The sequence below is a fragment of the Dyadobacter sp. SRI_021 genome, from assembly GCF_057586235.1.
In genome coordinates this window covers 578,832-595,378 of sequence record NZ_JBYCZM010000003.1, presented here as the reverse complement: position 1 = coordinate 595,378, position 16,547 = coordinate 578,832, and the positions used below count along the sequence as shown (strand labels likewise).

9 protein-coding genes are annotated in these 16,547 nt (G+C 49.8%); 4 read left to right on the top strand and 5 right to left on the bottom strand.

Features of this window, described 5'->3' with window-relative positions:
• Positions 1–126: 126 nt before the first annotated feature.
• Positions 127–2,442 carry a GH92 family glycosyl hydrolase gene (locus AC2YIT_RS11735; RefSeq protein ID WP_487279285.1) on the bottom strand — a complete coding sequence of 772 codons (2,316 nt, stop codon included), beginning with the start codon at positions 2,440–2,442 and terminating at the stop codon, positions 127–129.
• A 110-nt stretch (positions 2,443–2,552) separates the two neighbouring features.
• Between AC2YIT_RS11735 and AC2YIT_RS11730 the strand changes: the two genes are divergently transcribed.
• From AC2YIT_RS11730 to AC2YIT_RS11720, 3 genes are all read left to right on the top strand, one after another.
• Entirely contained in the window at positions 2,553–3,401 is an 849-nt protein-coding gene (locus AC2YIT_RS11730) for an MBL fold metallo-hydrolase (RefSeq protein ID WP_487279284.1), read from the top strand.
• 235 nt (positions 3,402–3,636) lie between these two features.
• The gene (locus AC2YIT_RS11725; RefSeq protein WP_430844851.1) at positions 3,637–4,023 is read left to right on the top strand and encodes a type II toxin-antitoxin system VapC family toxin; all 387 of its coding nucleotides are present in this window, start codon (positions 3,637–3,639) and stop codon (positions 4,021–4,023) included.
• A 5-nt stretch (positions 4,024–4,028) separates the two neighbouring features.
• On the top strand, positions 4,029–4,787 hold the full coding sequence (locus AC2YIT_RS11720; protein WP_487279283.1) for a patatin-like phospholipase family protein: 759 nt from the start codon (positions 4,029–4,031) through the stop codon (positions 4,785–4,787).
• Here AC2YIT_RS11720 and AC2YIT_RS11715 read toward each other — a convergent pair.
• The 4 genes from AC2YIT_RS11715 to AC2YIT_RS11700 form a co-directional block, all read right to left on the bottom strand.
• Positions 4,776–6,083, bottom strand: coding sequence for a vanadium-dependent haloperoxidase (locus tag AC2YIT_RS11715; RefSeq protein WP_430845357.1), 1,308 nt, complete (start codon positions 6,081–6,083; stop codon positions 4,776–4,778). The genes AC2YIT_RS11720 and AC2YIT_RS11715 overlap by 12 nt on opposite strands.
• Positions 6,084–6,096: 13 nt before the next feature.
• Positions 6,097–9,483, bottom strand: a complete 3,387-nt coding sequence (locus tag AC2YIT_RS11710) for a VCBS repeat-containing protein (protein ID WP_487279282.1) — start codon at positions 9,481–9,483, stop codon at positions 6,097–6,099.
• A gap of 92 nt (positions 9,484–9,575) precedes the next feature.
• A complete protein-coding gene (locus AC2YIT_RS11705; protein ID WP_430844847.1) occupies positions 9,576–11,450 on the bottom strand; it encodes a RagB/SusD family nutrient uptake outer membrane protein in 1,875 nt (624 codons plus the stop codon).
• A 12-nt stretch (positions 11,451–11,462) separates the two neighbouring features.
• Positions 11,463–14,603 (bottom strand): SusC/RagA family TonB-linked outer membrane protein, encoded by a 3,141-nt coding sequence (locus tag AC2YIT_RS11700; protein WP_487279432.1) that lies wholly within the window; start codon positions 14,601–14,603, stop codon positions 11,463–11,465.
• 585 nt (positions 14,604–15,188) lie between these two features.
• Here AC2YIT_RS11700 and AC2YIT_RS11695 point away from each other — a divergent pair.
• Complete coding sequence (locus tag AC2YIT_RS11695; protein ID WP_430844845.1) at positions 15,189–16,547, top strand: vanadium-dependent haloperoxidase; 1,359 nt, start codon at positions 15,189–15,191, stop codon at positions 16,545–16,547.

The window sequence follows — 16,547 nt, the reverse complement described above, 5'->3', positions numbered from 1 at the left end:
ATGGAATTGTGGAATTTAGCTACCAACCGTTATGAATACAAATTTTATATGGTAGTCTTAAAAAATATCAAAACTTTCTTTCCTCAAATACAATTTTTGCAATTCAACAACCACTCCTAAGGGCTGTCAATTCTTAGTCAGTGAGAACGGCATGTCAGCTGCCTGTACACCCCATTCCTTATTGGGCTTGTCCCCCATTTGCAGCACCAGGGAGCCTCCTTTCAAAAGCTCGCCGTGGGTAATGTAGGTCCGGGTGAAGGGTTTGCCGTTCAATGTCGCCGATTGAATGTACCGGGCATTGTCGGAAACACCTTTCACTTTTACTGTAAATCTGCGCTTCTTGCCTGTCTCTATGGAAATTTCTTCGAAAACAGGACTTCCGAGCACATACTGATCCGTTCCGGGCGCTACCGGGTAAAAACCCATCATACTGAATGCCAGCCAGGCCGACATCTGTCCGCCGTCCTCGTTACCGCTCAATCCACCCACACTGGTATCATATTCGCTTCGGATAATGGTCCTCGTCCATTGTTGCGTCTTCCATGGCTGCCCTGCAAATGCATAGAGGTAGGCGATCTGGTGATTCGGCTCATTGCCATGCCAGTAATGCCCCTGATCGAACAAGGTGTCGAGTTTGGCTGTAAAACGGTCCTTTCCGCCCATGATTTTTTGCAACCCCGCTATATCCTGCGGCACAAACCAGGTGTATTGCGCCGGCGACCCCTCGGTAATGAAGCTGGCCCGCTTTGCAAAAGGGTCAAAATTGGCAATCCAGCGCCCGTCGGCATATCGTCCGCGTGCATAGCCTGTCGACGGATCAATTACATGCCGGTAATTGAGCGCCCGGCTACGGAGCAGGTCGGCATCTTCTTTCTTTCCCAGGCCACTTGCCAGGGTCGACAGGCAAAAGTCGTCATACGCGTATTCGAGTGTGCGCGATACTTGCTCGCGCTTGTGGAACGCCTGCCATACACTATCTTCCAGCGGCACATAGCCGTATTGCAAATAGGATTTCAACGCCCGGCGCCCCTGTCCGGCCTCGTAGCTTTTAGCATTGGTATTCACCTCGAATGCGTTTTTACGCAGGAACTGATAGGCGCTGTTCACATCAAAATTCCGTACATTCTTCGCATAAGCATCCGCAATAACGGACAATGCGTGGTCGCCGACCATGGCCGCCGTGTAATGGTTCCAGCAGGGGAAAATCGGCATCCAGCCGCCCTGTTCCGCTTTTTTGACCAGCGATTGTACCATATCCCCTGCCCGTTTGGGTTCTAGCATTATTTCCAGGGGCATTGCGGCGCGGAATGTATCCCACAGACTGAAATCGCAGTAATAATCGAACCCCTCAGCTTTTTGCAGCGGGGTACCGCCAGCAAACGACGGGTAGTTTCCGTCTACATCGGAGAAGAGCCTTGGCGAAAGCTTGGTTCTGTACAAGGCACTATAAAAGAGTGTTTTATCATGTTCACTTCCGGCTACATTTACCTTACCCAATGCTTCATTCCACGCTTCACGCGCCGATTTCCGGACCGCCTCTAATGGTTTGGTGCCCAATTCCTTTTCAAGATTCGCCCTGGCACCCTCAATGCTCGTGAAAGAGGTGCCGATCCGCACGGTAACCACCTGTTTTTCATCCCCAAATCCTACATAGGCCCCGAGCCTCTCGCGGTTTCCCTTGCCGGTGAGTATCCTCCCCATCGGTGTAATGGTGTCACCCAGCCACACGCCCGACTGCATGAATTTCTTGTCGAACTTGATCACAAAGTATCCGCTGATCCCCGCCGGCTGCCCGGATCCCTGGTAAATGCGGTGAACAGGGTTGTAGCCTACAATTTCGCCCCGCTCCCGAAGTACCTCCACGAAACCTTCCCCTTCGTCGCTGTTAGGTTCGATTATGATAAAAGATTCCTCGCCGCTCTCGAACTTGAACCGCATAAGAGCGGTCCGCGCCAGGGCGGTTACCTCTGCATTAATCTGATGGTCTTGCAGCCATACGCTGTAATAATCGGGCGTGCTTTGTTCCTTTTCGTGGCTGAACAGGCTGGCCCGTTTTTCAGGATTGGTAATGAGCTCGCCCGACAGCGGCATAACCGTCACGGAACCGTAATCCTGCACGCACGAGCCATTCAGCCAATGCGTCCCACGGAAGCCTTGAAACTTGTTATCGTTATAGTAAAACGGTGCGATGCATTTGGTTTCGGTGGAACGCGTCTGCGGTGTCCATTGCGTCATACCATTCGGAACGCCCACCGCGGGGATGGTTTGCCCTTTCAGCTCGCTGCCTGCCTCGCTGTGCGCTTTGGCACTCTCAGTAGCCGATGGCGCAGTACCGATCATTGTCGCCACGTAATCGACAGGCATTTTTTGTGCATAGGATTGACTATCAACGAAAAGAGTCGACAATAGCAGAAAACTGACTGAGAGGAACGGTACGCGCATGGTTAGGCTTGTTATTAATTCAGGTCGGAAGATCGAAAAAATAATGGTATGTTAGGTCGATAGAATGTTGATATTCCACTGATCAGGACGATTTAAATCCCAATAACCCTATGAAAATCCATATCATCGACACCGGTTTTTTCAAGCTCGATGGCGGAGCCATGTTCGGAGTGGTTCCGAAAGTCCTCTGGAACAAACACAACCCGGCCGATGAAAAGAACCTCTGTTCCTGGGCCATGCGATGCCTGCTCATCGAGGATGGTACGAAACTGATATTGGTCGATACCGGAATGGGAAATAAGCAAGACGACAAGTTTTTCGGGCACTACGACCTCCATGGAGATGCTACTTTGCATTCATCTCTTGCTGAAAAAGGTTTCAACCCGGCCGATATCACCGATGTGTTCCTGACCCACCTGCATTTCGACCATGTCGGGGGGGCCGTGCAATTCAGCCGCGACGGCTCACGCCTCGAACCAACTTTCCCCAATGCTACCTACTGGTCGAACGAAGCGCATTGGCAATGGGCCACTCACCCCAATCCGCGTGAGAAGGCCTCTTTTTTGAAAGAAAACATCCTTCCATTGCAGGAATCGGGGCAATTGCGTTTTATCCCAAAAGGTCAATCGCCCTTTGACGGCATCGGCCTCATCCACGTCGACGGTCATACCGAGCAAATGATGCTGCCCGTGATCCAACACAAAAACCAGAAGATCATTTACTGCGCCGACCTGTTTCCATCGTCCTTCCACGTTCCTATTCCCTGGATCATGAGCTACGACATGCGGCCATTGCAAACGATGGAGGAAAAACAAAGTGTCCTCCAACAAGCCGTCGACGAGCAATGGATATTACTTTTCGAGCATGATCCTGTGTATGAAGCGGCATTGGTGGAAAATACGGAGAAAGGCATCAGGATTCGCGAGCGGGGGTTGCTAAGAGATTTCCTGGTTGAGTAAATGCGGCTATTTCGTTATATTTGGATATGCAAACACAGGAAAACATATCATTCGATGAATTGATCAGACTGATTAGAGGCCTATCGGCCACTCAACGCGCCCAATTGAAAGCTGAGATTAACCGAATGGAAAATCAACCTCCTAACGCCCAATTAGAAGAATTTTTGCTGTCAGCCCCAACGTTCTCTGAAAATCAAATAAAAACGATTGAAGAAACCAGAAAGGCAATTGACCAATGGCGAAAGAACTAGTGCTTGTTGACACCTCCATTCTCATCGATTTTTTCCGCAAATCGGACAAAACCAATTCACGGCTGCTGAAATTGGTGAAGGAAGAATTTAATTATTGCATTTCGGCGATTACAGAATTCGAAATTTACATCGGCACTACCCCAAATCAGACAGCGTACTGGGAGGATTTTTTGTTCAGAACTCAGGTACTGGCATTCGACAAAGAGATCGCACGAACGGCGGTCGATATCAATAAGGCACTCAAAAAGCAAAGCAGATTAATCGGCATGGAAGATCTCTTTATCGCTGCCACGGCAGTGCATTACCAGCTGCCGCTTGCTACATTGAATGTAAAACATTTCGAACGGGTCGAAGATCTGCAACTCCTGTAACAATCATGAAAACAGCACTAATCCTCTCAGGCGGGGGCGCGCGCGGGATCGCGCATGTAGGCGTGGCGCAGGCGCTATGGGAGCGCGGTATGCGGCCGGATGTGATCAGTGCGACGAGCTCGGGGGCTTTCGCAGGGGCGCTGCTGGGCTACGGATATGAGCCGCTGGAGATATTGAAAATCATTCGCGACACGAGCTTTTATCCTTATCTGAGATTTGGGATCGGCGCGAATGGCTTGCTGCACATGCGAAAGATGGAAGACGTTTTCCGCAGGTTCATTCCTGAAAATACCTTTGAATCACTGAAAATACCACTGGTAGTGACCGCTACCGACATTGTTTCGGGCGAAGAAGTACGTTTCCGGAGCGGGGAGCTGGCTTTACCGGTACTGGCGTCCTGCTGCATTCCCGGGCTTTTCAGCCCAATTCATTACAATGGACGCGATCTGGTCGATGGCGGCGTTTTGAACAATCTGCCCGTCGAGCCGGTCCTCGACGAGGCAGATTACATTGTCGGGAGCCATTGCAATCCTTTTAACCTGGATAAACCTTTGAAACGGACCACAGAGATCGTCTACCGAAGCCTCATTCTGGCAATGCACACCAAAACGAAGGCACGTTTCACGAAATGCGACCTGCTCATCGAGCCGCCAGCATTGAGCCGTTTCAGCATTTTCGATTTCCGGAAAGCGGACCAGCTTTTTGAAACCGGATACACATTCGCCCAGGCGCTCCTGAACGACCGCAAGGCACTACTTCCCTGATGCCGCCACTGCTTTGTTGCCTAGCGTCCTGATCACCCATTCTCCTACCTGCCTCCCTTGCTTCTGACCATTCTCGATCGCGTCCATAAAATGGATACCACCGTAAAAACGAGATATACCCGATTCCTCCGAGGCATGGAGAAACGATTTGAATGAGCGTGCTTTCAGGTTGAAACGCTCCTCCACCGTGTCGGTATAGGCAAAATTATCGCCGAAATAATGGGTAAGAATAACAGCAGCCGCTGTCGATATAACCGAGTGCCCGCTCAGGTACTCAGGGAACGGCGGTGTTTGGAGAAATGGCTTCCAAGTCGGATCGATGTATTTGCGGATGGCAGTTTCGGGGCGGATCCGGTTACTGCGGTATTTCTCGTCCCAGCAGGCCATGAAACCATCCATCAGACCGATCGCCACGGAGGTATTGATCAGCATGGTTTTAGAGAAATCGGTTTTCGCTTTCCGGCAGGCTATGTCGGTAATACCCATCCAGTGCGCGCCTGGGGATATTTTCTTCATCCCTACCAGCAAATGCCCCTTGTTTTCCAGCGCAAACGGGTTACAATCCCAGAACGCGGCGATTACCCGGTGCTCTTCCGCCTTCTGATCGTCGTCGTAATTATGCTTCATCAGCTTGAAAAACTCCGAATCTTTCGACTCCGAGAACGCGACAGGCGGCGCGGGCTTGAACTGCGATGCCGAATCCAGTGTAAATGGCCGTACGGTTTTGAAATAAGGCTCTACCGGCGGGAAATAGCCCGGAGGCGTCGGATACCAGGTCCCCGGGCCGCCGTGCGGCTCATAACGCGGAAAGTTACTGATCTTGTTGTAACGGTCGGCTTTGGCATATTTGAGGATCTGCTTGCTGATCGCCAGCGCATATTCCTGCGATCCGGCCAGTACCTCGTCGGTAAACCCGATTTTCTTGCAGGAGTCGACCAGGCTTTGCTGAAACTTTTTGAGCAGTAAGCCTCCCGAAGGCTGCATTTTCTTCGCAGTTTCGAGCATCGCCAACGCTGCTGCCAACTGATAGGAATACTCGGCCACCTTGGGCTTTTCGATTTCCGGAAAGTCATTCAGTATCCCGTACATGGAGGGATACGCTTTGTTGTTTGCCGCTACCACTTCGTAACCTGCCAGACATGCATAGGAATAAAACCTCGCCCCCAGCGGCGGATTGGTAACGTCATGCACCATTACGTCGGTCATTTGCTGCGTTACCTGACCAATTACCGTCGGATCGATCTCCTTTTTTGACTCACTCTTTTTGCAGGCCGCCCACATGACAGCCAGCAGCATTCCCAGAAGAAGGTTACTGAACTTTACCAATTTGATATGCTTTTATTTCCTGTTGATTGATCCCGAATAGCAGTTTATTACCAAGCGGCAGCACGCTGCGCACGTCGCCTTTCAAGCCAAAACCCGATTTATCCTGATTGACGTATTCAAATTGCCCTTTACCATTGCCCCGCAAAAGGATACCGTAATTGGCATCGTACTTCCCGAAACGGAGCCGCGCCTTGCTGATGTTGCCGCAAAGCAACAGATCCTTCTGCCCATCGCCATTGTAATCGAGCGAGGTAATGGTGTAAACCGGCGATACCTGTACCTGCAAGGGCAATGCTCTTTCTATGAACTTGCCATTCGCGGTCCTTTCGAACAAGGCTGTTTTCAAATAAGTCGCTTTCAGTTCCTTTGCTCCTTCCAGTTCTTCCTTGGTAAAAATTTCCTTTACGCTCAGGTCTGCATAGCTCTTGTAATCCTGGTAACGGGTACGCATAATGCTCATCTGATCGAGCATTTCATCGCGGGTTACATAAGGATAGCTCTTTCCCTGGATGTAAAAGCTCATAATCGGGTCAACGGAGCCATTGTCGTCGAAATCTTTATAAACCATTTCCACCGGCTCGCTATCGCTGGCCTTGCATTGGGTATTGGTACCCATATTACCGATCACGAGGTCATCCTTGCCGTCTCCGTTCAGGTCTTCCACGAGGATTTTATTCCACCAACCATTGTAAGCTTTGTCGAAATAATCGGCGGTTTTGTTTTCGAGCTTGCCATTGCTGTTGATCAAAACAGTAACCGGCATCCACTCTCCTACCACGATCAGGTCTGCCTTTTTGTCGCCATTCAGATCCGTCCAGGCGGCATCGGTCACCAAGCCGATATGTTCCAGTTCCTTGGATATGGCTGCTGTATGGTCGGTAAATTTACCTTTGCCATCATTCATCAATATATAGCTGCGGGGTATTTCGGGGTACCGACCCGGAATGACGCGACCGCCTACAAAGAGATCAAGCTTGCCGTCGCCGTTGATGTCCGCCGCGCGCGCGCAGCTCGTGCTTGTGAGCATAGCGGGCAATGCGCCCGGGGCTTTGGTGAAATCACCTTTGCCGTCATTGATATATAACCGGCTCTGCAACAACGGATCATCCGGCATAAAGTTCGCATAACCTCCGCTAGCCACGAATATATCCCGCGCGCCATCGCCATTCGCATCAAAAAACAATGCATCGGTATCCTCGCTTTGCTTGTCGGCTTCAAAAGCGGGAACAGATTTTGCGATAAAGGCACCGCCCTTTTGCTGAATGTACAACTTAGCTGCCTCGCCCGAAGTACCTCCGATAAACACATCATCCAGACCGTCCCCATTCACATCGCCTTTCCGCATGCACGGGTTAGAGAAAGAAATCGGGTTGATCAGCAAAGGTTGACGTTTGAAGTCATTCGTTTTTACCGCCGGGCTCTTGAACGCAATCGGTGAAGCAACCGGCTCGAACAACGGCACGACCGCTTTTTCGGCCTTCGCTTTCTCTTTGGCGTTCACCTCTGAAAGCGACAGTGTGGTATTTGTTTTAGGATTGATCACCTTTTCCTGCTTGCCATTCAGCCAGGTTACCACCAGCGAATCCACAGCCGGTTCCTTACCCAATCCGAAATGCAACACCGGCGATACGCTTGACTGGTAACCGCGGGTCGGCATTTGTTCGAGGTATTGCTGTTGACCTTTCTGGTAGATCGTCACTTTCGCACCGAGCCCCAGCGTGTTCTGACCGGCCCCAGTCAATTTTACTTTGAGGTAATTGTTTTTTAAATGCTTATCCCCGTCATTCTGGTAAATGAATGCAGGCTTATTGATATTGTTCACGACCAGGTCGAGGTCCCCGTCGTTATCGAGGTCAGCATAGGCCGCGCCGCCGGAGTTAGATATCTCGCCCAGTCCCCAGCTATCGGCCACGTTGGCAAATGTCAGGTCTTTTCTGTTTTGGAAAAGGTAGTTTTTCATATTCGAAGACGGCATCTGGTACACCAGTTGGAGGACGTCTTCGCGCTTCACCTGGCCTTCAATGCGCTTCAAGTGGTCACCCATGAATTTTACAAAATCCATATTGGTGAAGTCCCGCAGGTTACCGTTGGTAATGAAAAGGTCTTTCCATCCGTCGTTATCATAATCGGCGAATAGCGACGCCCAGCTCCAGTCGGTATTGGAAACGCCCGAAAGCTGGCCGATTTCGGAGAATATCGGATGTTTGGTACCCTTGCCCAGGCCTTCATTCAATTGCAGCATATTGCGCATATACTGGTGATGAAAACCCATTTTGACATTAAAATCAAATAACTCGTAATTATCGAGACCTGTCAGCAACTTCTGACGGCGGTTATCCTCGGGAAGCATATCGAGCGTAAAAATGTCGGGTAAGCCGTCGTTGTTGAAATCGGCAATGTCGTTCCCCATCGACGAGTGCGACGTGTGGCCGATACTGGCGTGAAGCACGTCGGTGAAAGTGCCGTTGCCATTGTTGATGTATAAAAAATCCGGGACCGAATAGTCGTTGGAAATGTACATGTCCTGCCAGCCATCCTGGTTAATATCGGCAATGCCGATGCCCAGGCCATAGGTCAGTTGCGAGCTATGAATGCCCGCTTTTTTAGTGATATCCGTAAAATGCGGGGTGCCATTCTGCGGATCGTTACGGAACAACCTTACGCCGGTTACCGGATCTTCCTTTCCAAGAATATCTGCTGTGCTGGCCTCGTCCAGGATTGGCAAGGCTTTGGGATTATGGTTGAGCAGGAACATATCGAGGTCCCCGTCTTTGTCGAAGTCAAAAAATGCAGCTTGTGTGCTGTTGCTCATCACACCCAGGCCGTATTGCTCCGCCATTTCTTCAAACTGCGGGATGCCCTGTGCATTGTTGCCTTTGTTGATGAACAGCTGGTCTTTCAGGCTCTCTGGCGAAACTGCCCCGGAGTAGCAAACGTAAATGTCCAGTTTGCCGTCGCCATTTACATCGGCCATCGTCACCCCTGTCTTCCACGGGCGCTCACGCCCTCCTACCTGCGCAACGGCCGTGATGTCCTCGAATACCATCTTGCCCTTGTTCAGATACAGCTTGTTGGGCACCATGTTACCGGTGAAATAAATATCGTCGAGCCCGTCGCCATTGAGGTCTCCGACCGCCACTCCACCTCCGTTATAGAAGTATTCATACATCAGCACATTGGTATTCAAACCCTCGGTGAGTGTATTGGAGAAATCTACTTTTGTCTGTTCGGGGGTCAGGAGCGTAAAGAGCTGCGGGCCGGCGGGAGCTTTCTTTTCTTCTTGGGAATCGGAGGATTTGTCACAACCGGAAAGTACCAGTCCAGCGATCAGAACAATGCTGCCTGCTTTCCAGGGCCATATTTGCTTCATGACAGGAATGAAGAGTTTTGAAGGAGTAAAAAAAGAAACTATGCCTTGTAAGCCAAGGCATAGTTTCAGTAAAATTAGTCAATAAAATATAACTATTTATCGTAACCCGGGTTTTGTACCAGTTTTGCGTTACGGTTAATTTCATCGCGGCTGAACGGACGGAAATACATCTTATCAACCCACGTACGGTTCTCATGTGATTTCTCTTCCACAGGAGTGTAAGTATAATCGTAAACCGTTGGATCGTAGTGATATGGCTCCTTCATCGATTTACCCGGCTTGAACTTACCGATTACGTTGATGTACTGCAATGAGCGTCCCAAAGTAGTCGGAGCGATCATCCAGCGGCGTGCATCGTGATAACGCTGCTCTTCGTAGGCCATTTCAATGCGTTTTTCGTGGCGGTAAGCTTCTTTCAAAGCAGCACCTGAAACTTTCAATGCAGGCATACCGGCGCGGAAACGGATTTTGTTCAGCCATTCCAATGCAATTGCTTCCTCTCCTAATTCAATGCTCGCTTCGATGTAGTTGAACACATTTTCAGTGACACGGAAGAACGGCCATGGAATGTTCTGACGATCCGTGTTGTCGTACAGCGACGGGTTCGGATCGATGAACTTACGCATATAGTAACCGGTGCGGCTACCGTTCCAGTCTTCGATCGAGCTGCTGCGGGTATCCAATCCTTTACGGTTGATCAATGCACCTTTGTCGTCCAGGAGGTCATATGCGCCCGTCTGGATCTGGTTAGCAGGGTCTTTCGCATCGGAAGGACGTGGTTTCCAGTTCGCTCCGTCGTACATGATCGTTGCATAGAAACGTGGGTCGCGGTTCACATACGGATTCGCTTTATGGGTAGGGTTAGTCCATGAGAACGGGGTACCGTCCATCATTTCATAGTCATCCACGAGCGTTCCGATCGGCGTGTTACCCGCCCAGTTGTGATAGCCGTTAGGACCGTTGTTCAAACCGGTCTGGCGTGCACCTTCGTTCTGGCTAGGCGTGAAGTAACGTCCGAAAACGATATCGTTCGCCGACGCATCCAGGGTTTTGTCCGCACTGGCACCAGCCATCGCCAAAGAGATGTAGTTGAGGCGGCCTTGTTCCGGAGTTACCGGTGCAGTCAGGTTCAGCTTATAACCATTGCCGCTTGCGTCCAAAGCAGCTTTCGCAGCAGCTTGCGCGGCGGCCCAGCGAGCTTTACGGTCCCCTGAAGTGTACCCAAGGAATTCAGGGTTCGGGAAATCGGCGATCACCGACGATTTTGTCTTAGCAGTCGGAATGTCATGCAGGTCGCTGGCAGCGTACAATAACACACGGGCTTTCAAGGCAAGCGCGGCAGCCTTGGTTGCGCGGCCCTTCGCAGGGTTTTTACCGTCCAGCAACAGCGCAGCGCTGTCGGCGTCACTTACGATCTGCTTCACGCACTCGTCGTAAGTGCTGCGAGGTACGGAATAATCCTCGTTCAGCGCATATACTTTCTTGATCAGGGGAACGCTGCCGTAGTAACGTACCAGCTGCTGATAGTAGTAAGCACGCATGAAATACGCTTCCCCTTTGAGGCGTGCCTTCAATGTTTCGTCCGTAAACGTCGCAGTAGCCAGTTTGGAGATGGCCAGGTTCGAAGCGCGAATGTACTGGTACATTTGGCTCCAACCGTAGGTAGCATCCACCCAACCAAGGTTGGAAGGGCTCAAACTGCCTTCGTTTACTGTGTTAATGTTACGGCCCGTGTGGGTAAATACTGCTTCGTCCGTAAGGGAAGCCAGCATTTGCTCACTGAAACCACCCTGCTGCAAACCAGCATAAATACCTGTCACAAAACCTTCTGACAATGCACCGTCGCCCCATACGGCATCACCCGGGATCTCAGTTGGCGGCGTTACATCCAGGAAATCAGTGTCGCACGATGACAAGCCTCCCGTCATCAGTGCAGCAACCAATAAAAACTTATATGTCAATTTCATATTTCTGATTCGTTAAAATGCTAGACGTACACCTGCGCTGACAACTCTTGATTGCGGATAGTACTGACCACTGCCGGTAGTCGCTTCCGGATCCCAAACTTTGATTTTATCGAAAGTCAGGAGATTCAATCCGTTCAAATAGACTCTCAGGTTGCTCAAACCGATTTTCGAACCGATTTCTGAGGGCAGGTTGTAACCAATCTCGATGTTTTTCAAACGCAGATAGTTGTTGCTTTTGAGGAAGTAGTTGTTGATACCTGCCTGGCCTGTGTTGGTGTAATAACGGTTGTTACGGTTGGTCAGACGTGGATATTTGTCGGTCGGATTGTCGATCGTCCACCGGTGATCGAAGTCGTATTTCAGGTAGTTACCAATGTCACCCGACTCGGTCAGACCGATGAGCTGCAAGCCGCCCAATGTTCCCTGGAACAACATAGCCAAATCGAACTGCTTGTAACCCAGGTTAATCGAGGCACCGCCTGTAAACCATGGACGGGCCACTTTCTCAGTGCGGATACGGTCGTCGGCGCTGATTTTACCGTCACCGTTCACATCTTTGAACTTCATGTCACCTGGACGCAGGTTACCTGTGATCGGGCCATAATCGAGTGTTTTAGCATCGATTTCTTCCTGGCTCCTGAATACCCCGTCGAATTGGTATACAAGGAATGATCCATAAGGCATTCCGGTCGAACGCTGATAAGAAGGTGCTCCCGGAACTTCATCCCAGTATTTAATTTTGTTTTTGGCATAACCACCATTCACACTCACAGAGTAGGTGAAGTCGCCCGCATTGCCGTCATAGCTCAGCTTGAACTCCCATCCTTTGTTTTGCAGTTTACCCAGGTTTTGAGGAGGAAGCTTGCCATCGATACCGGCCGACGACGGCGTAGAACCTGTTTTCGGAATCAGTATCTTCGAACGATTGTTCACAAAATAATCGAACTCAAATGCCAGCTTGTCATTGAACAACGTACCCTCGATACCGAAGTTGGAGTTGTTTGCAACCTCCCAGGTGAAGTTGGGGTTAGCAACACGGGTTTCAAGCAGAGTTTTCGCTACCTGGTCATTAACGATATAGGTTCCGAAGCCCATTGTCGACAGGTATTGGTATTCTGCCAAAGTTTCTGTTCCAAGGAAGTAAGGCTCAGCACCCATTTGTCCCCATGAAGCGCGGAGTTTTACATTGTTTACGTAACGCGAAATGTTGTTTTTCCAGAAACCTTCTTCCGAGATACGCCATCCGGCAGATACCCCCGGGAAGAAACCGGAGCGACCGTTTGGAGGGAACACGTAGGAATAATCTTTACGCCAAAGGAATTCAGCGAGGTATTTTTCCTTGAAGTTGTAACCTGCACGGCCGTAGTAGCTCAAACGTGCTCTTCTGAAAAGATCGAAGTTACCAAGGTCTTGCTCAGGCGTACCACCCGCGAACAGCTGATCTACCACAGGCGAAATGAAGTAACGGCGGAATGCATAGAAACCATCACCATCCACTTTCTCGCGCTGGATACCGGCCATTACGTTGAAGTTATGCCCGTCGATTGATTTCTCGTAAGATACCTGACCAGTCAGCTGGATAGACAACTCCTGAGAAGAACTTTCTCTCAGACGCGGATCTTTGAACGTCGAACGAACGGTTCCAGTCAGGAATGGCGTTTTACCGTCCGCTTCGTAAGTCTTTTTGTCCCAGAAATACAATGTCCAGGGAGTTTCAAAGTTTTTCTGACGACGCATTTGCTTATCGATCGCAGCCATCGCGTTGACTTTCAATCCCGGAACGCCGGGGATCAGGATTTCCAGGCCACCATTGGTTTGGATGTAATCTCTTTTGTCGTTGTTATAACCAGTTGTGTTGGTAGTTATAACCGCAGGGTTCTGGCCGTTCTCGATATCAGGACCTGGACGTCCGTCCGGCCAGATTGCGATTTCAGTCGGCTTACCGCGCATCAACATCCGGAAAATGGCACCTGCGCTGTTACCACCGCTTGGGAAGTGGCGGAACTCTTCGCGAAGTGTAAGACCGAGGTTTGCGGTAACATATTTATTGATTTTCGTATCGAGGTTGATACGCATATCGTATTGCTTGTAACCAGTAGCGGAATTTACATAGTAACCGTCCTGATTGATGTGGCCAATCGAAGCAAGGTATTTCACGTTCTCGTTACCACCAGTCAATTGCAGGTTGTGACGTTGCTGTGGCGCCCATTTGCGGATCACCGAGCCATACCAGTCTGTATTCGGGTGCAGGAAAGGATCTGATCCGTCACGGAATTTCTTCATGTCATCTGGCGTAAACACGGCGTTGACTACGTTTCCGTTGTCGGTTCTGGTATAGGATCCATTTGTGTTGAAGCCTTGCAGCGCACCTTGCCATTGCCCTACCGGCAGGTTGTCATAGATCTGCAATTCGTTACGGATAGTCGCATACTCAGCGGCATTCGACATTTCAGGTGTACGCGTAGGCTGCGACACGCCGAGGTTCATATCATAAGAAAGTTGTGGCTTACCTGTTTTACCGCGTTTGGTGGTGATAAGGATAACCCCGTTACCCGCACGTGAACCGTAAATCGCCGCAGCAGCGTCTTTCAATACTGAAATACTTTCGATGTCGGCAGGGTTGATACGGTCGAGACCACCGGAACGGTTGGGAACACCGTCCACAACGATGAGCGCATTGCTGTTACCCAATGAGTTGGTACCACGGATACGGATCGCCGAGCCGTCATAGCCTGGCTCACCGCTCGATTGCACCGCCGAAATACCAGGCAAACGACCGCCCAGCGTGTTGGATAAGTTGGCAGCAGGAGCCTTCTGAAGTTCAGCGCCTTTTACAGCAGTAACCGAGCCGGTCAGGGTTGCCTTTTTGGCAGTACCATAACCTACCACGACTACCTCTTCCAGTGCTTTTGTATCAGCCAGCAGGATCACATCGAGAATGCTTTTGCCGCCTACGGGGATCTCCTGCGTGAGGTAACCGATGAATGAGAACACGAGCGTGCCGTTTCTCTCGGCATTCACGGTATAAAGCCCTTCATTGTCGGTTACTGTACCTGCGGTGGTTCCCTTCACGACAACGCTCACACCAGGCAGCGGCTGTCCCTGTTCATCTTTGATCTTACCCTTGATGGTATTCTGGGCGAATGCACCCATGACCGTCACCAGGGCCAGACAAAGAGAAAAAACACTTCGTGATACCGCACGAGGCGTCCATCCAGTAGAAAATCTCATAGATTAATAGTTAGATTAAAAAATGTTGTAGTAAGAATGTTTGCTTAACCGTATAAGCACGGAACGTTGCGTCAGGCATGATTTTCGTTCCGAAAATCTGCCGTTGCGAGTCAGAAAAAGTGTAGCCAGGAAAATTTTCTACATAGAGCAATTTTAGTGATAAGGGTGAGTACTTTCATCGATCAGAGTTCAGGATATCAAACAGTGTATATCATACACAATCTTATATGCATACTCCTGTTGTTTGTAAAAGAAGTACCATCAGATCTTATATACTCGTTTGATTGTACAAAAAGATATCAATTTTTTAACAAAAAAAAGGTTTCCCGATTAATGAATATGCATTCTTAAAAAATAACAATAAATAACTGTATCAATCGAACAATTTTTATGAATTAGTTATATATAAGTTACAATAAATCACTCTTTTGTACATTATTATCGCCAAATTCTCATTTCTTACTATATTCGTAGACATTTACAGTTACAAATTTCCTACTGATATCAATGAAGTTTCATTTACTCTCCCTCCTGGTTGCTTGCTTCTTATATGGGTGTAAAAAGGAGTCTTCCCCCAACGAGTATAATGCCAAGGCAGCCGATCCCCAGCTTTTTCATGAGACCGCGACGCATCTTACTGACGTAATTATTCACGACATATTCAAGCCCCCGGTCGCAAGTCGCATTTATGGCTATTCATTCCTCGCTGCCTATGAAGCACTTTCTCCTGGAAACAAAGAGTATCAGTCACTTGGAAATCAACTAGTTAAATTCAATACACCACCCAAGCCAGACACGACACTGACCTATTGCTTCCCACTTGCTAGCATCAAGGCCTTTACGGTTGTCGGGAGAACGCTTACTTTCTCAGGCAATATGTGGGATGATTATGAAAAGGGGCTTTTCAAGAAATTCCGGGAAATGGGTATTCCAGAAGACGTATATGAACGCTCCATCGCATACGGTGATACGGTAGCGAAGCATGTACTGGCATACTCGGCCAAAGACCATTATAAGGAGATACGCGGATACCGCTATACGGTAACCAATAAACCCGGCACGTGGGTACCCACGCCACCTGCGTATGCGGATGCGTGCGAACCTATGTGGAATACCGTGAGGACTTTTGCACTTGACTCGGTGACGCAGTTCCGCTGCCCGCCGCCGGCACCATACGACCTCGCCAAGAGCAGCAAGTTCATGCAACTGGCAATGGAAGTTTACAACATCGGTAACAATCTCACCGAAGAGCAGAAAGCGACAGCCTACTTCTGGGACGACAATGCGTTTGTGACCAATGTAGTTGGGCACGCCATGTTTGCCAATAAAAAAATGACCCCGGCCGGCCACTGGATGGCGATCGTGCGGACCGTCGCGACAGACAAAAAGCTGGACCTGATGCAATCGGTAGAGGCCTATACGTTGGGAGCGCTCTCCATTTATGACGCATTCATTGCCTGCTGGGATGAGAAATACCGCACGGTCCGCATCCGCCCGGAAACGGTGATCAACAGCAACTGGGATCCCAACTGGCGGCCATTCCTCGAAACGCCCGCATTTCCCGAATACGTAAGCGGCCACAGCTCCATTTCAGCTGCCTGCGGTGTGGTGCTCACGCATCTGATCGGAGATAATGTAGCTTTCACCGACACCACCGAAAAGAAATACGGACATGGTATCAAGTCCTTCAAATCCTTTGAAGAAGCTTATTGGGATGCGTCCATCAGCCGCGTTTACGGCGGTATCCACTATCGCGATGGCGTAGAGGAAGGTACGCACCTTGGCCAGAAAATAGGAGAAAACGTATGGCAACGAGCGGTAACCCGCCGTAGCCGGAACATGCTAGCCCAAGGTTCTAGGCTGTAA